A 16,062-nucleotide genomic window follows, 5' to 3' on the forward strand; every position below is an offset into this window, starting at 1 on the left:
TTACAACGAATAACAAAGATCTTTTAATGACTTAAACTTAACAAGAAATCGCTTCCTTTTTAATATATTTCTGTGACTTTTATTTAACTTTTTGTTGCATTATACTAAAGAAGTAAGGAGGGGAAGAAATGGAGCAATCGATTTTTTTAAAAAAGGAACATCAACAAGTAGAAAAAGAATTGTATTTTGATTTTTGCGGCTTCTCTAAAACGATGCCGTTTCATTCTTTTGGTCCTGCTATTCGCAATGATTACATCTTACACGTCGTGATGGAAGGCAAAGGATCTTATCATGTGAAAAATCAACAGTTTCAATTGAAAAAAGGAGATCTATTCTTGATTCGTCCAGGAGACTCGACATTTTACTTATCAGATGGAGAAGATCCATGGATGTATTGCTGGCTTTCTTTCGGTGGACATGCGGCAGAAGAAATCATCCGGCAGTCGCTTTTCAGAGAAGACCAGTACACGATGGTCTCTTCCGATATACAAAAATATATCGACATTATTTTAGAATGCATGAAAGATACGGAAGAAACCTTGGAAAATGAATTACAGTTAACAGCACTAACCTACCGTTTTTTATCAGTCCTTTTAAAAGACGGCGGAAAGATCAGCGGTGGCGTACAAAAAGTTCATTCCTCCTTAGCTGTTGAGACAGTCAAATACATCGAGGCACATTATGCGGAAAATTTATCTGTTGAGGAAATTGCCCAGCATTTAGCTGTCAACCGGAGTCACTTGTCACGAGTATTCAAAAATCATATGGGTACCAGTATCAAGGAATATTTGATCGGGGTACGGATTAATCGAGGGGCGTTTCTTCTTTCCCTGACGGATGAATCCGTGGAAAGCATTGCCTATCAAGTAGGGTTCAATAGTCTAGTCGTATTTAGCCGAATGTTCAAAAAAAGTACCGGAGAAACGGCTACGAACTATCGTAAACGGATGAAAAACGAAAATTTCAAGAATATTGCTTTGGATACTTTGAAAAAACAGTTGGAAAAACAAACTGCAGTCTCTTGGACGACCTAATTTGCTTGGACAAAAGGACAAGCATCGGCAAAAGAAACTTGTGGCGGTTATGCTACACTGTAAAACGAAGACTAAAAAAGGAGGAGAAGGGATGCGTACACTTATCATCATCAGCCATCCAACGATGGAGGAATCTCTGAATCAGCAATTTTTCAAAGAAGCTTCTTCCGGTTTATCCGTTACTTGGCATCATTTAGAATCAAGTTATCCAGATGGAAAGATAGATGTAAAGGCTGAGCTACAGCTTCTGGCACAGCATGATCGAATCATTTTCCAGTTTCCATTTTACTGGTATAGTTCCCCTGCTCATTTAAAAATTTGGCAAGATAATGTTTTGGAACAAGCAGCACATGTATTAGAAGGAAAAGAATTAGGAATCGTATTGACAACAGGTGTGGCGGAAAAGGAATACCAAGCTGGAGGGAAAGAAGAATATACGATCTCCGAATTTTTGAGACCATATCAGCGAATCGCAAACAAATTCCATATGACCTATCTTCCGCCATTCGTTTTAGCACAATTTATGTATTTATCCCAAGAAAAACGTTGGGAGAAGCTAATTGCTTATCAGCAGTATCTCTCATTGGAAGGGAAGCCATCGCTTACTCAACGGATTGACTGGTTTATTCAAAGAGTACAGGGAAATCAGAAAATGCAGGAAGAAGATTCGGACAAACAAACATATATCATAGAAGCACTGACTGACGCAAAAGAGCAAATCGAAGACTTGACCTTTACACTGCAAGAAATGAAAGGAACTTCATTATGACAAATGAATGGTTGATCCAACAATTAGATGAATTAAGTGAAAAATCAGAATATCAAGACCGTGCACTCTTATATGAGATAAAGAAACTGATGGCTGAGATAGATGAACGAACAACACAGTTGCAAGGAGAAATCGACGGACAATCTTGGAATCATCTCAACTGGTGAAATTTTCTTATAAATAACAAGGATAAAAATGTGCACAATGACAATTATTTGCTACAATAAGAATATGAAGCGTTTGATAACGCTGTTATACATAAAAATTGGTGGTGAAAAAAATGTATGATGAAAATGAGTGGGGAGAAAATGTTCGGATGACCCGAAGAAGACAGCAAAAACAGGCAGCACGTAAGCGGATGATCATGATTGGGGCAGCAGTTGCCGTTTTTTTGATCATAGTAGGAGGAATAGCGGGGCTGTATTTTCACGGGAAAAATTCGTCAGATGCAAAAAGCACGACCGTAACGGAAACAACGACAAAGAAAACAGATGCGAAACAAACAAGTGAGGCATCGACTGAAACAAAAGAAACACAAACCGCTGAAGAAAAAACAGCAGATGATTTGTCAGAGCAACTCCAAGCAATCGTCAATGATTATTCGAAAAAGATGGAAGAAAAGACGCCTGTGTTGATTGAAGAATACCAAACAGAAATCCAGGGAAATCAGGAGGGCATAGCTGGTTTATCCGCAGTTGCTAACCAAAAAGCACGTGAGCTCCAAGCTATCTCCGACGAAGGGATCGGGAAGTTACGTGCAGCGTATCAGTCAGCAGATAATAAAGACGGTGTAGCCTTAGATACCTTGATCAATCAGCTATCGGCTAACTATACGAATCATGTCGCTAAGATTTCCGACATATATTTGCAGACGAGCGCTTCTCTTCAAGCAGAGTCAACAAGCACACAAGAAACAGCATCTTCTGAGTCTGAGACGATAGAATCAACAGAAGCTTCTGGAATGCAAGCTCGAACAACGCAAGACACAACAGAAAACACTGAAACGACTACTAGCAGTACGACGTCACAGGCTGCGACAACTGTTGTTTTGGAAGGAGAAGGCCCAAATCAAATAGCCGAACGAACTGGCGTACCAGTAGAAACGATTTTGTCACTGAATGGGATGAGTATGGACGATTATTTCCTGACTCCCGGTGAGACACTAAAATTGAATTGATAAAAGCAATAAAAAGAACGAAGACTCCCTTGATGGAAGCTTCGTTCTTTTTATTTGGCGGTTCTTTTTTCACGTATAAAGTAATGGATCGTCATGTAAAGCAAGAAAACGAGACCAATGATCAAAGAAATCCTTGTTTCAGGATTGATAAACATGAAAATCAACACGATAGCTAAAAAAGCAAGTGTCGCATAATTCGTGTAAGGAGACAGCGGCATTTTAAAAGGATGATCATGCATTTTATCTGCGTGAGTCTTTTTGAAGCGAATCTCACTGATCAAAATCACCACCCAAGGAACCATACCAGGTAAAATACTTGAACTGTATACGAAGACAAAGATATTTTCGGACTGGTTGATGAACATTGGCAGAAGATAGTTTAAGATCAAACCAATCAAGATTCCGCCTGAGATGGCTACGACAGGGTAAAAAGGCGCACCATGACGAGATAATTTCAGAAACTTTTTAGACATCTTTCCATTCATCGCAAGTGTATAGACCATACGGCTTGCACTGAAAATGCCTGAATTGCAACCTGATAATGCCGCTGTAATCACGACAAAATTGATCAACCCTGCAGCAAATGTAATGCCGATTTTAGAAAAAGTTTGGACAAAAGGCGAGCCAATCTCACTCAATTGATTCCACGGATAAATACTCACGATGATAAAAATGGCACCAATATAAAAAATCAAGATTCGACCGATAGTGGATTGAACAGCTTCAATGATCGTCTTTTTAGGATTCTCTGCTTCGCCAGCAGTCATTCCGATCAGTTCGATCCCTTGATAGGAAGCAACGACGATCGATAACGCAAAGAAAAAGCCTTTGACACCGCCAGTGAAGAATCCACCGTTTTTCCAAAGATTTGAGATCCCTACCGCCTGGCCATGATTACCAAATCCAAATAAAATCACCCCAAGACCTGCAATGATCATCAAAATGATTGTTATGACTTTGATGATCGAAAACCAAAATTCTAATTCGCCAAACGCTTTGACAGAAATAAGATTTGCCAGCATAAGAAATAAGACGACAATGATGCCGGGAATAATTGCTGGCAGATTGGGCCACCAATAATTCATATAAGATCCTACAGCGATTACTTCACTTATCCCTACGACAATATATTGAAAAATATTACTCCAAGCGGTCAAGTAGCCAGCCACAGGATGGATGTACTCGCTCGCGTAGTTTGCAAAAGAACCAGTCGAAGGATCGACGTAAAGCATTTCGCCTAAAGCACGCATAATCAAATACAAAAAGAATCCTGCAATCGCATAAGCTCCCATCACTGAGGGTCCTGTCCAGCGTATGGTTGAGGAGGCACCCATAAACAGACCGACGCCGATCGTTCCACCTAGTGCGATCATTTGGATATGACGGGCACTAAGACTTCGAGTTAACTTTTCTTCTTCCATACAAAAACTCCTTTCGTTGTTGAGTCAACAGGAAAAATAATTAAACGTTTCAATAGATAGTTGTATTATTTTTAGGTTAACCTTATTGAACTCTTGATGTGATTCTACAGAAAATTTTCATAAAATGCGAGGAAAATTCGAAAAAAACTTTTTCATCTTTCTACTTGTAAATGCTTTCCTTTTTAGTTAAACTATATTTAAATAAAAAGTTAGGGAAACCTAAAAAGGAGTGTAGGATTTGGAACGAACGGCCATTGCAATTCAAGACCTTTCAGCCGCTTATCAAGGGAAAACTGTTTTGAAAACCATCAATTTAACAATAAAGCCACAAAAAATCACTGGTATCATCGGACCAAATGGCGCAGGAAAATCAACATTCATGAAAGCGTTGCTAGAGTTGATACCAGCTTCTACTGGTAAAGTCACTTTTTCAGGACAGCCAGTAAAATCAGTCCGTAAAAAAATAGCCTATGTGGAGCAGCGAAGCGAATTGGATCTTTCCTTTCCAATCGATGTGTTAGGCGTTGTACTTTTAGGGACATATCCATCTTTACGAATCGGACAGCGGCCCGGGAAAAAAGAAAAAGAACGAGCAAGACAAGCATTAAAAAAAGTAGGGATGGAAGACTATGCCAAAAGACAAATCAGCGAACTATCGGGTGGTCAGCTTCAGAGAGTTTTTATTGCACGAGCTCTAGCTCAAGGTGCAGAGTGGATCTTTTTAGATGAACCATTCGTAGGAATCGATGCATTGAGTGAACGAAAAATCTTTGACATCTTGCAAGAGTTGAAGAATTCAGGAAAAACGATTCTGATCGTCCATCATGATCTTCATAAAGTAGAAGAATATTTCGATGAAGTGGTTCTTTTAAATAAACAGCTGATCGCTTCTGGTCCAGTACAAGAAGTCTTTACATCAAAGAATCTTCAACTGGCCTATGGTGAGATCATCGGACATTTAGTAAAAGGAGGAGAGAAAAAATGATCCAATCTTTTATTGATGGATTGATGAATTATCAATTTCTACAATATGCTTTGGTCACTTCCATGCTTGTAGGACTGGCTTCTGGAGTCATCGGTTCCTTTATTATTTTACGTGGGATGTCTTTGATGGGAGATGCTATCTCTCACGCAGTTCTTCCAGGTGTAGCCATTTCTTATATGTTTGGTTTTAGTTACATTTTTGGAGCCACTGCTTTTGGGATGTTGACAGCAGCGGTGATTGGTTTCGTGACACAGCGGAGCCGATTGAAAAATGATACAGCGATCGGGATTGTCTTTAGTTCGTTTTTTGCATTGGGGATCATCTTGATTTCATATGCTCAAAGTGCGACAGACCTGTATCATATTTTATTTGGGAATGTCTTAGCTGTTAGGGAGAGCGATCTGCTGCTGACAGCACTAGTCAGCGGAATCGTCTTGATATTTGTTTTTTTCTTTTATAAAGAATTGAAGATCACATCATTCGATCCAACAATGGCAAAAGCTTATGGGCTGAATACGTCACTGATCCATTATCTTTTGATGTTCTTTTTGACATTAGTCGCTGTAGTTAGTTTGCAGACGGTGGGAACGATCTTGGTGATTGCCATGTTGATCACACCAGCTGCCACAGCTTACTTGTTGACGAACCATTTATTGAAAATGATTATCACGGCTGCAGGGATCGGTATGTTCAGTGCCGTTGTCGGCGTATTTTTCAGTTATAGTTACAATTGGCCATCAGGAGCCACGATTGTTTTAGCATGTACCGCATTTTTTATCCTTGCTTTTTTATTCTCACCAACAAAAGGAATTTTATTTCAGAAAGGAAGCAGATAGATGAAAACAAAGAAATCACTCTTTTTGATCCTGGCAATTAGTTTATTAGCGTTAGTTGGCTGCGGAAAGCAAACTTCAGATCAAGCAGACGAAGTAAGTAAAGAAAAGCTGTCAGTCGTGGCAACCAATTCGATCTTGGCAGATATGGCAAAAGAGGTCGGAACAGATAAAATAGATATCCACAGTATCGTACCAGTCGGAACAGATCCGCATGAATATGAAGTACTACCAGAAGACATCAAAAAGGCAAGCGACGCAGATGTCATTTTATACAACGGATTGAATCTTGAAACAGGTAACAGCTGGTTCGATAACTTGATGGAAACAGCTAAGAAAGAAGAAGGAAAAGATTATTTTGCAGTTAGCAAAAATGTAGAACCTCTTTATTTAACTAGCGGTGAAGAACATACAAAAGCGGATCCTCATGCTTGGCTAGACCTATCTAACGGAATAAAATATGTGCAGGAAATCGCACGTATATTCTCTGAAAAAGATGCAGAAAATGCGACACATTATAAGCGAAATGCAGAAACATATGTGGAAAAACTAAAAGAATTAGATACACAAGCGAAGGAAAGTTTTGCTTCTATCGAAGAGAACAAAAAATTATTAGTAACAAGTGAAGGAGCATTCAAATACTTTTCAAGGGCTTATGATTTGCCAGCAGCATATATATGGGAAATCAATACAGAAAGCCAAGGCACGCCTGACCAAATGAAAGCAATTATTGATCAGGTAAGAGAAAAAGAAGTGCCAGTTTTATTCGTGGAACCCAGTGTAGATCCAAGAAGTATGGAGCGAGTAGCAAAAGAAACGGGTTTGGAAATTTATGATAAATTGTTCACTGATTCTATAGCCAAAGAAGGAGAACAAGGAGATTCTTACTATCAGATGATGAAATGGAACATCGAAACAATCCATGAAGGTTTATCCCAAACAAAAGAGAGCTGAAAAACGCAAGGTCTGGCTTAAGGAGCGGACCTTGCGTTTTTTTACAAGAAACCGGAAAAAAATTATGATGTTTTTCGGCGTACAGATACCCTTTTTGAGAAAATTCCGTTATAGTTAGAGTAAGGAAGGAAGGTGTGGCTATGAATTTTACACGTAAAGATAAATATACGATTAAAGAAGAAGTATTTCGATTGATTAGCCAGCAAGAAAATACCGACAAGGATCAAGACCTTCAATTTCTTGAAGCAGAATTAGCTAAATTATTCATAGCAAATCAAAACGAGACAACAGAACCAGATGAAGAGCTGTACATAGGCAAATGGTTGTTTGATGAATTTCAGCCTTTAGATGAAAATACCGGTATCGGTTATTTTGTGTTCCTTTCTCCAGTCGGCTTCACACCTGGCGTATTAGTTAAACAAAACGACGAAATAACCGTCAAAGCATGGCCTGCTTTGTTTTCAGTAATCAAAGCAGAAGGAGTAATCAAAAAGATCCAGTCGGCCTATTATAAAAGTCAATTTATTGCCAACAGCAAATTAATGAATATGTTTTATAACCGTCTAGTAGAAATTGCCAGACCCGGGAAGATCCCGCAAACATTCACGTATACGCAGCAAAAAAATCTCTATGAAGAAGTACTGTATTCCCGTGATCTGTCTGAGTTTTCACCTTGGGAAGAGGTAAGACTCCATGAATTGTTAAGTACAAAACCAGTTTCTTTGAATTTTTTCAACGCATTGGATAACAAAAGAAAATTGATTTCGACAAATTATTGGGAAGTATTTGCTGCAAGAAAAAAATGGATGGAAGAAAAGAAGATTGCTGATCAGCAGATCCAGTTTGTCCAACTGAAAAAAGAAAAACTATATTATGGATTATACAGCCGTTAACAGCAAGCGAGGAAGACCATGACATTAAAAGAAGAAATCATACAAGAAAGCAAACGATTAGGAATTGACAAGATCGGGTTTACGACGGCGGAGCCTTTTGATTCATTAAAAGAATCGTTGGAAGAGCAAAAAGCAGCCGGCCACACTTCTGGTTTCGAACACCCAAATATCGATGAGCGTCTTTATCCAGAAATGACATTTGATCAGCCAAAATCAATCATTTCCATTGCTCTTGCGTATCCTACTAGAATCCATGAAGAAGTACCTAGGGATGAAAAACGAGGGCAATTTGCTCGTGCCTCATGGGGGATCGACTATCATGATATACTGAGAGACCGATTAAATCGATTGATCGAATTCATCCAAACAAGAGCAGAAAAATGGCAAAAAGAAGAGGAATGGCGTCTAGCTCCGCAAGTAGACACTGGGGAACTGATCGATGTCGCTGTAGCACAGCGAGCTGGATTAGGATTTATCGGCCGAAACGGATTGTTGATCACCGAAGAGTTCGGTTCATTTGTCTATCTTGGTGAGATCGTCACTAATATCGTATTTGAGCCGGATAAACCAGGAGAGTTTGGTTGCGGTGACTGTATGCGCTGTGTGACTGCTTGTCCGACGAAAGCATTGCTTGGTGATGGCAGAATGAATGCACAGCGATGTTTATCTTATCAAACGCAGACAAAAGGGATGATGCCCGAAGAATATCGGAAAAAAATGCGAAATGTCATTTATGGATGCGATATCTGCCAGTTAGTCTGCCCTTACAATCAAGGAAAAGATTTTCATTTTCATGAAGAGATGGAACCAAAAATAGATGAAGTATATCCAAAATTAAAGCCGATGCTGTCGATGTCGAATAAAGACTTCAAGCAGCAATTTGGGCATTTAGCCGGTTCGTGGCGTGGAAAAAAACCTTTGCAGAGAAACGCATTGATTGCTTTAGCTAATCTAGGAGATCGAACGGCATTGCCTGAGATTTCAGAATGTTTAACGGATGTCCGCCCTGTCATCAGAGGAACAGCAGCTTGGGCTATTGGACGTCTAGGAACAAAAGAGCCAGAAAAATGGCTTGATGTATTAGATGAAACATTAGCTAAAGAATCGGAAGAAGTCGTCATAAATGAACTAGAACATGCACAAAAATTATTGCGGAGAAAGTTAAAATAAAAAAATAGTAAGCATTATTCATTGTTTTTGTCCAGTAATTGTTGTAACAATTACTGGTTTTTTTGTATTTTTTACGTTTTTTTAAGAGGATTTGATAAAAATCAAACATTTTTTTGCTTTTTTTTATGGATTATTGCAGTAAATATTACAGAAAAGATGTTTTTCATTCAAAAATAAAAAAACATAGAAAAACGATTACTTTGCTTATATAACAACGATCTGATGGTTTTACATCAAAAAAGTTTTTGTTCAAATGTTACAAATATTAAATAATTCGTCATTTTGTCATTAAATGTCATGATTATTTTACCTATGAAATATTTCTAAATGATAAAGTTAATAGCGTCGAAAGAATAAAAAACGGAGAAAAAAGGAGTTTAATATGAATTCATTTAAGAAAATTGTTTTAGGTACAACTTTTGCTGCTGGTGCTACTGCAATGTTTGTAGGAACTACAAATGCTCACGCTGATGAAGTTTACACAGTAAAATCAGGTGATTCATTATCTAAGATTTCACAAAAATTTGCAGGAGACAACTCAATGATCGATGCAATTGCTGAAAAGAATTCAATTGCAGACATCAACCGCATTTATGTTGGTGAACAATTAACAATCCCAACTTCAAATGATTCTTCAGCAACAACAGAAAGCAACACAACAGAAAATACAGCATCTACAACTGAAACAGCAACGCAAGAACATACATACGTTGCACCTGTTGAAACAGTTGAAGTAGCTCCTGCTGCCCCAGCTGCTGCAACGGCGCCAACTTCAAGCTCTGCAAAAGAATGGATCGCACAAAAAGAATCAGGCGGTTCATACACAGCTACTAACGGACGTTACATTGGCCGTTACCAATTAGATGCTTCATACTTAAACGGCGACTATTCAGCTGCCAATCAAGAACGTGTAGCAGAACAATACGTAACATCTCGTTATGGTTCATGGGATGCTGCTAAAACATTCTGGTTAGCAAACGGTTGGTACTAAGCCGATAAAAGAAAAATGATGAAACCGAGAGTCTTGTTTATTCAAGTTCTCGGTTTTTTTTATGAAAAATAAATGATTTGTTTCCCTCTGCACAGCAGTACAAATAAAAACTCGGATAATGTATAATAAAGAAACCGCTTTTTTGTTTAGGGGAGGAGGAGGAGCGATGAGTACAAAAGAGAGTCTCGAATTAGAGGAAATCACAAGTGAAAATCCACTGTTATCCAGTATTCGATCCATTATTGAAACGGCATTCTACGGTAATAATGTTCAAGAAGTTTTTGACAGGAAGACAGCTTATCAACTAGCAAAAGGGAGTCCAGGAACGATCATCACAGATTTAACGGTCTCACATGCTGAAGAACTAGATTTACCAGCTGATGCTAGGACACTAGTATTCAATGATGGGAGTATTGTAGGAAGAACAGCAAGTGCTCGGCGTATCTTTGAGGACTTGGGCAAGGAGCAAAGTAAATACGAGAAGATCTTGAGAGAAGCCGTGTATCAAAGTCGAAAGCGACAATTTTATCATACAAAAGTAATCGTTGGTCTATCTGAAGAATTTTCTGTACAAAGTCATTTGTTGATTCCAGAAGGATTTGAGAACAATCTGTATTCTTATATACTGAATTTTCAGCCAGCGAATGCGAAGACCCTGGCTACTTATCAAAAATCTGCGTCCTTTGATGAGGGAGATCTTTATATCTTTTGTGATCCCGAATGGACGCATGAAGCCTTTCCCAATGGACTCGTTTTATTTGATTCTCTCCATAATACAGCTGCTGTGCTAGGATTACATTACTTTGGGGAATTAAAAAAAGCGACTTTGACGCTTGCTTGGGCATTGGGGAATCGCAATGGTTTTATTGCCTGCCATGGCGGGATGAAACAATATACTAGTAATGATCAGACTTATACGATGGCTGTATTTGGGTTGTCCGGTTCTGGAAAATCAACGATCACCTTAGCAAAACATTCGGAAGGGTACTCTGTTACGATCCTACATGACGATGCTTTTGTTATTTCTAGAAAAAATGGTTTTGCTACTGCCTTGGAACCTTCTTACTTTGATAAAACACAAGACTATCCGTCTGATGATCCGGCCATTTCTTCTTTCCTTACTTGTCAGAATGTGGGCGTGACATGTACGAGTAAGGGTGAAAAAGTCCTAGTGACAGGAGATATACGAAACGGAAATGGGCGGACAGTCAAATCACGTTATGCGACACCAGACCGAGTCGATCATCTTAGCGAAAAGATCGATGCTGTTTTTTGGATCATGAAAGATGATTCACTTCCGCCAATTATCAAGATCAATGACCCGGTTTTAGCAGCGTCTTTTGGTGCAACATTAGCAACAAAACGATCAGACGCGGAAAATATCACTACAAAAAGACAGCTAGATGAGCTAGTCATTGAACCATTTGCTAATCCTTTCCGTGTCTATCCTCTTAGGGAAGACTATCAAGCTTTTCGAGAGTTGTTTTTGAAACAGCAAACAGCCTGCTATGTCTTGAATACTGGATATTTCGATGATAAAAAAATCAAACCTGAAACGACATTGTCAATCGTTGAAAGAATCGTGCAACAAACGGCAGAATTCAAGTCGTTTGGTCCGTTTGAAGACATCCACTATTTACCTATACCAGATTTTCCTGTTTCTTTTGAGGATACGTCCTATAAAAATCTGGTGAAACAACGACTTGATAGTCGTTTACGATTCATTGAAGCTCAGATAGGAAAAGATCTCTTGCCAGATGAAGCAAAAGAAAGTTTGGAGAATTTGATTCAGAAATTGAACTAAAATAACAGCTTTTTCAAGAAGTAATCCATGCGCAATATCGCTCGGGATCCTTACTTGAAAAAGCTGTTTTTCTATGATGGATTTTTCGTAATATAGGTGGAGATGTCCTTTTGATAATCTTCCGTAGGCCAATGACCAGTATTTAAGAAGTTGGCTAATAGATAGCCGATATAAGGGCCTGTCGTCAAACCAGAAGAGCCTAGACCGCTAGCAGCCAGTAGACTTGGGTCATCTGGCAATACGCCGAAGAATGGGGAAAAATCTGACGTATAAGCACGGGTGCCTACACGGAACTCGTAGGACCAATTTTTTATCTGATCTGGATCAGCCAAGAACTGTTCTGCACTCTTAGTCAATCCCTCATAAGCTTCGCTAGTAGGAGCCAAATCCCATCCTTGATCGTTCTCATGGGTAGCACCTAAAAGGATCTTTCCATCCATGAAAGGAATGAAATCAGCTTCTCCGTCAAGCATAGCAACAGGCCAGTCTTGACTCATCTTATAAGATGTCTGAAATGCTAAGAGCTGCCCTTTTTGCGGACGTATATCTGCAGAATAGCCTAATTTTTTCAATAGAGGCTTAAGTGCAGGACCAGGTGTCAAGATTACGCGGTCAGCTGTGTATTCTCCAAACGGTCCCTTGACGAGCCAAGAATCGTTCTTCTTATGCAAGGTGACTTTTGCCTGGATCTGCTCGATTTGTTTTTGTACTAAACGCTGACCAAGATGTTCTAAATATGCTTTTCCATCCAGACGACCACCACCACTGATGCGTAGTGAAACTGCTGGCTTCAATAACGGAAGAGCTTGGGACGTCTGTTCAGGTGAAAGCCATTCGATATTTCCAATTTCTGGCGCTTCTTCTTTTCGTTTCTCCGCAAGAATAGCTAATTCAGCTAAATCTTGTTCAGGCCGAAGCAAAAGTGTCCCTGATTGTGCATAAATCGTTTGACCAAGTTGGAAATCTTTTATGAGTTTAGGGAAAAAAGCAGCGCCGTCTTTAGCCAGACGATACCATTGTTTGTTTCTGCGTTTTGACAACCAAGGGGAGATGATCCCAGCGCTTGCTTTCGTTGCCTGTCCTGTCCCTTCATCAAACAAAGCAACATCGAATGTTGATGTATCCAAGTAATTGGCTAGAGTCATACCAATGATCCCGCCACCGATAATGGCAATTTTTTCCATAAAAAAGCCTCCTTTTACAAACAACCATTTTCACACAAAAAAACGGCAGATGCAACACCTGCCGTATATGGAAACTACGCTTTTTTAGCAAAAAACAGAGAATAGACGAATCGAGCAAAGCTGATAAGAAGCAACAGCAATAAGACGCCCAACGCCGCTTTTGATCCTAATGTAGTAGACACTTCGTAATTATGGGAAGTATGATGCTGAACATAATTGATGATAACCGCTACTAATGAAGTAGCCACAGCACCAGAAAACTGTTGCAAGGTATTGAACATTGCATTCCCGTCTCCTTGCAGTTCTTCATTCAGCGCATTCATTCCAGTCGTCATCATATTGCTGTAAGACAAACCGATACCGACCATATAAAAAACATGACAGGCAATCAATACACCCAATGAAGCGTGTCCGATAAGCAGGAATAATGCTAACCAACCAATCAAAGAAAGGATCAGTCCAGCAAAAATTGGCTTCTTCGGTCCATATTGATCCAGCATTTTACCAGAAAAAGGAGAAAGCAAAGCACCAACCGCTGCACCGGGAAGCATGGCTAATCCAGCGACAAAAGGACTGCTTCCTTGAACGATCTGAAGGAAATTCGGTAAGACAAAAGACACACCAAGTAATAAAAACTGATAAACCAAGAAGCCAATCAAAAACAAACGGAATGTTTTATTTGAAAGAATGGACAGCCGAATCAGCGGATGTTCCACTTTTTTACTTCGATAGTAAAATAGGAACCAGCCGATCCCGCCGATGATCAAAGCAATCCAACTAGAAAGTGTTCCCAACGTACTCAAAAATGTCAGACTTCCACTAAACAAAAGAAAGATTCCTAAAACGCTCCACCAATCCAAATAACCACTTTTTTGTACTGCCATCTCGGGAATAGCAAACCAGCCGATAATCAAAGAAAGGAGCAAAATGGGCACAAGAAACAGGAAAATATGATTCCATGTAAAATGTGAAGTCATAATGCCTCCGTAAGTGGGTCCAATCGCTGGAGCAATGGCCGTTGTCAAAGTACCGACACCCATCATCGCGCCTCGTCGATTGAGGGGGGCAAATGTCAAGATAATATGGAACATCAACGGAAGAGCGATACCTGTTGCTGCCCCTTGGAGCAATCGACCAAACAATAGAACCATGAAGGTAGGAGAGAAGAAATCGATCATTATACCTGCCAAGAAAAGCAGATTTGAAGCTAAAAAGAGTTTTTTGAGACTAAAATTGCGATTCAAATAAGTAGACAGCGGAACAATGATCGAAATCATCAAAAGATAAATCGTTGTTACCCATTGGACTTGTGCGGTCGTTAAATCAAACTGTCTGATAAGAGTTGGGAAAGTTACATTCATGGCCGTCTCGATCAATACGCCCGCAAAAGACATCATCCCTGTTGCAATTACTGCAGGTACTAAAAGCAGCTGTTTTTGTTTTGTCATTTACATCACCTCTAAAAAATTTCGTAAAAAAAGAGAGTGATTTCTATTATAAAAATAGAAACCGCCTCTCTCTCGACACGCCGAAACGTGTTATCTGTACGATTTATTTACTTAACTTATTCTAGCACAAACTGAAAAATAGTGTCAACACGATTAGCCAAGTCACTTAAAAAGAGGTATGATAATAAATAACTAAATGGAATTTCGCGGAGGAAGAAAAATGGAAAAAATCGAATGGCGTAAAGACAAGAGCTATAGTATGAAAAAAGCCCGCAAATACTAGAGGTTCCTAAAAAACCATTCTTTAGCATCAGAGGGATCGGCGACCCGAATCAGGAAGGCTTTAAACAAAGAGTAGCCTGTCTATATGCAGTCAGCTATGCAATACGCATGTCGCCTAAAAAAAATTGGCTGATTCCTGATTATCAGATGTATACTGTCTATCCATTGGAAGGACAATGGGGACTGCAAGAAAAGTATTTGCATGAACCAGTGATGAAAAAAGAACATTTTTCTTATCAATTGATGATCCGACAGCCTGACTTTGTTACAGAAGCGATAGCCCAAGAAGCCATTCAGCGTTCTCTGAGCAAACTTCCGGAAGACTTGAGAGAACAAGTAGCATTCGGAAAGATGGAAGAAGGTCTTTGTGCCCAAATCTTACACATTGGTTCCTATGATGAAGAACCAGAATCCTTTGAGAAATTAGAAGCATTCATTGCAGAAGAAGGGTATCAAAGAACTTCTAAAGAACACAAAGAAATCTATATCAGCGATCCACGAAAATCTGCACCTGAAAAAATGAAGACGATTTTGCGTGTCAAAATAGAAAAAAGATAGCAACCTGAATAAAACCGAAAAATAAAAGTAAAAAATACCAAAATAAGAAGAAATATTACTTTTCTTTTGCTATAATCAATATTGAGAGGTGTCTAATATGAAAAAGAAACAGCGACAAGCATTGATCCGCCAAATGATTACAGAACAACCGATTGGGACACAGGAAGAGCTGCTTACACGGTTGCATGAAGCAGGTGCCGATGTGACTCAAGCTACGATTTCTCGAGACATCAGAGAAATGAAGTTAGTAAAAAGCCAAGATGAAAATAAAATAGTACGCTATACATTATTTAACCAACCATCTGTTTCTTTAAATGAAGAACGTTTGCGTACGGCAATTAGGCGTGAGGTTTTACGTATACAGTCTGTTCAATTCATGGTTATCGTATTGACTGAACGAAATGGCGCTGATGTGGTAACGAATTGGTTAGACGAAGTTGCTTATCCCGAAGTTGTTGGAACGATGGCAGGTGTAGATACATTCATTATTATTTGCCGCTCAGAAGAAGAAGCACAGCGATTTGCGGAAAAATTAGAAAAAATGAGGGAATAGATGAGG

15 protein-coding genes and 1 pseudogene are annotated in these 16,062 nt (G+C 39.2%); 13 read left to right on the forward strand and 3 right to left on the reverse strand.

Annotated elements, in window-relative coordinates:
- Nucleotides 1-128 precede the first annotated feature (128 nt).
- From KFO35_RS04535 to KFO35_RS04550, 4 genes are all read left to right on the forward strand, one after another.
- On the forward strand, nucleotides 129-1,034 hold the full coding sequence (locus tag KFO35_RS04535; protein WP_002312019.1) for an AraC family transcriptional regulator: 906 nt from the start codon (nucleotides 129-131) through the stop codon (nucleotides 1,032-1,034).
- A gap of 91 nt (nucleotides 1,035-1,125) precedes the next feature.
- The gene (locus KFO35_RS04540; RefSeq protein ID WP_002314509.1) at nucleotides 1,126-1,803 is read left to right on the forward strand and encodes an NAD(P)H-dependent oxidoreductase; all 678 of its coding nucleotides are present in this window, start codon (nucleotides 1,126-1,128) and stop codon (nucleotides 1,801-1,803) included.
- Nucleotides 1,800-1,970 carry a hypothetical protein gene (locus KFO35_RS04545; RefSeq protein WP_002314510.1) on the forward strand — a complete coding sequence of 57 codons (171 nt, stop codon included), beginning with the start codon at nucleotides 1,800-1,802 and terminating at the stop codon, nucleotides 1,968-1,970. The genes KFO35_RS04540 and KFO35_RS04545 overlap by 4 nt, the downstream gene beginning before the upstream one ends.
- Before the next feature lie 113 nt (nucleotides 1,971-2,083).
- Nucleotides 2,084-2,980, forward strand: coding sequence for a LysM peptidoglycan-binding domain-containing protein (locus KFO35_RS04550; RefSeq protein WP_002314511.1), 897 nt, complete (start codon nucleotides 2,084-2,086; stop codon nucleotides 2,978-2,980).
- 50 nt (nucleotides 2,981-3,030) lie between these two features.
- Here KFO35_RS04550 and KFO35_RS04555 read toward each other — a convergent pair whose 3' ends face one another.
- Nucleotides 3,031-4,401 carry an amino acid permease gene (locus KFO35_RS04555; protein WP_002314512.1) on the reverse strand — a complete coding sequence of 457 codons (1,371 nt, stop codon included), beginning with the start codon at nucleotides 4,399-4,401 and terminating at the stop codon, nucleotides 3,031-3,033.
- A 238-nt stretch (nucleotides 4,402-4,639) separates the two neighbouring features.
- On the opposite strand from KFO35_RS04555, the gene KFO35_RS04560 reads away from it, so the two are divergent.
- The 7 genes from KFO35_RS04560 to KFO35_RS04590 all read left to right on the forward strand — a co-directional run bounded on the left by KFO35_RS04560 (nucleotide 4,640) and on the right by KFO35_RS04590 (nucleotide 12,031).
- A complete protein-coding gene (locus KFO35_RS04560; protein WP_002314513.1) occupies nucleotides 4,640-5,386 on the forward strand; it encodes a metal ABC transporter ATP-binding protein in 747 nt (248 codons plus the stop codon).
- A complete protein-coding gene (locus tag KFO35_RS04565; protein WP_002308137.1) occupies nucleotides 5,383-6,222 on the forward strand; it encodes a metal ABC transporter permease in 840 nt (279 codons plus the stop codon). Before KFO35_RS04560 ends, KFO35_RS04565 begins: the two co-directional genes overlap by 4 nt.
- Complete coding sequence (gene efaA / locus KFO35_RS04570; protein ID WP_156272207.1) at nucleotides 6,223-7,173, forward strand: Mn/Fe ABC transporter substrate-binding lipoprotein EfaA; 951 nt, start codon at nucleotides 6,223-6,225, stop codon at nucleotides 7,171-7,173.
- 140 nt (nucleotides 7,174-7,313) lie between these two features.
- Entirely contained in the window at nucleotides 7,314-8,066 is a 753-nt protein-coding gene (locus KFO35_RS04575; RefSeq protein ID WP_002286840.1) for a hypothetical protein, read from the forward strand.
- Between the two features lie 18 nt (nucleotides 8,067-8,084).
- Complete coding sequence (gene queG, locus KFO35_RS04580) at nucleotides 8,085-9,236, forward strand: tRNA epoxyqueuosine(34) reductase QueG (RefSeq protein ID WP_002314515.1); 1,152 nt, start codon at nucleotides 8,085-8,087, stop codon at nucleotides 9,234-9,236.
- Nucleotides 9,237-9,618: 382 nt separating this feature from the next.
- Nucleotides 9,619-10,227, forward strand: a complete 609-nt coding sequence (apf, locus tag KFO35_RS04585; protein WP_002314516.1) for an aggregation-promoting factor — start codon at nucleotides 9,619-9,621, stop codon at nucleotides 10,225-10,227.
- A 166-nt stretch (nucleotides 10,228-10,393) separates the two neighbouring features.
- Nucleotides 10,394-12,031: a phosphoenolpyruvate carboxykinase (ATP) gene (locus tag KFO35_RS04590; protein ID WP_002314517.1), complete on the forward strand. Its 1,638-nt coding sequence runs from the start codon at nucleotides 10,394-10,396 to the stop codon at nucleotides 12,029-12,031.
- A gap of 71 nt (nucleotides 12,032-12,102) precedes the next feature.
- Here the strand turns inward: KFO35_RS04590 and KFO35_RS04595 are convergent, their stop codons facing one another.
- Together KFO35_RS04595 and KFO35_RS04600 are read right to left on the reverse strand one after the other, a co-directional pair.
- The gene (locus KFO35_RS04595; RefSeq protein WP_156272209.1) at nucleotides 12,103-13,215 is read right to left on the reverse strand and encodes an NAD(P)/FAD-dependent oxidoreductase; all 1,113 of its coding nucleotides are present in this window, start codon (nucleotides 13,213-13,215) and stop codon (nucleotides 12,103-12,105) included.
- Between the two features lie 74 nt (nucleotides 13,216-13,289).
- Nucleotides 13,290-14,663: an MFS transporter gene (locus tag KFO35_RS04600; protein WP_002314519.1), complete on the reverse strand. Its 1,374-nt coding sequence runs from the start codon at nucleotides 14,661-14,663 to the stop codon at nucleotides 13,290-13,292.
- Between the two features lie 220 nt (nucleotides 14,664-14,883).
- On the opposite strand from KFO35_RS04600, the pseudogene KFO35_RS04605 reads away from it, so the two are divergent.
- Both KFO35_RS04605 and KFO35_RS04610 read left to right on the forward strand, forming a co-directional pair.
- Nucleotides 14,884-15,503: pseudogene (locus tag KFO35_RS04605) on the forward strand (GyrI-like domain-containing protein).
- 97 nt (nucleotides 15,504-15,600) lie between these two features.
- On the forward strand, nucleotides 15,601-16,056 hold the full coding sequence (locus KFO35_RS04610) for an arginine repressor (RefSeq protein ID WP_002314521.1): 456 nt from the start codon (nucleotides 15,601-15,603) through the stop codon (nucleotides 16,054-16,056).
- The last annotated feature ends 6 nt before the right edge of the window (nucleotides 16,057-16,062 follow it).

It is taken from the genome of Enterococcus lactis (assembly GCF_015751045.1).
Taxonomy (GTDB): domain Bacteria; phylum Bacillota; class Bacilli; order Lactobacillales; family Enterococcaceae; genus Enterococcus_B; species Enterococcus_B lactis.

Bases quoted from the DNA above. Each gene is read 5' to 3' on its own strand.
- KFO35_RS04535 (WP_002312019.1), top strand. From the start codon at position 129: ATGGAGCAATCGATTTTTTTAAAAAAGGAACATCAACAAGTAGAAAAA.
- KFO35_RS04540 (WP_002314509.1), top strand. From the start codon at position 1,126: ATGCGTACACTTATCATCATCAGCCATCCAACGATGGAGGAATCTCTG.
- KFO35_RS04545 (WP_002314510.1), top strand. From the start codon at position 1,800: ATGACAAATGAATGGTTGATCCAACAATTAGATGAATTAAGTGAAAAA.
- KFO35_RS04550 (WP_002314511.1), top strand. From the start codon at position 2,084: ATGTATGATGAAAATGAGTGGGGAGAAAATGTTCGGATGACCCGAAGA.
- KFO35_RS04555 (WP_002314512.1), bottom strand. From the start codon at position 4,401: ATGGAAGAAGAAAAGTTAACTCGAAGTCTTAGTGCCCGTCATATCCAA.
- KFO35_RS04565 (WP_002308137.1), top strand. From the start codon at position 5,383: ATGATCCAATCTTTTATTGATGGATTGATGAATTATCAATTTCTACAA.
- efaA (WP_156272207.1), top strand. From the start codon at position 6,223: ATGAAAACAAAGAAATCACTCTTTTTGATCCTGGCAATTAGTTTATTA.
- KFO35_RS04575 (WP_002286840.1), top strand. From the start codon at position 7,314: ATGAATTTTACACGTAAAGATAAATATACGATTAAAGAAGAAGTATTT.
- queG (WP_002314515.1), top strand. From the start codon at position 8,085: ATGACATTAAAAGAAGAAATCATACAAGAAAGCAAACGATTAGGAATT.
- apf (WP_002314516.1), top strand. From the start codon at position 9,619: ATGAATTCATTTAAGAAAATTGTTTTAGGTACAACTTTTGCTGCTGGT.
- KFO35_RS04590 (WP_002314517.1), top strand. From the start codon at position 10,394: ATGAGTACAAAAGAGAGTCTCGAATTAGAGGAAATCACAAGTGAAAAT.
- KFO35_RS04595 (WP_156272209.1), bottom strand. From the start codon at position 13,215: ATGGAAAAAATTGCCATTATCGGTGGCGGGATCATTGGTATGACTCTA.
- KFO35_RS04600 (WP_002314519.1), bottom strand. From the start codon at position 14,663: ATGACAAAACAAAAACAGCTGCTTTTAGTACCTGCAGTAATTGCAACA.
- KFO35_RS04610 (WP_002314521.1), top strand. From the start codon at position 15,601: ATGAAAAAGAAACAGCGACAAGCATTGATCCGCCAAATGATTACAGAA.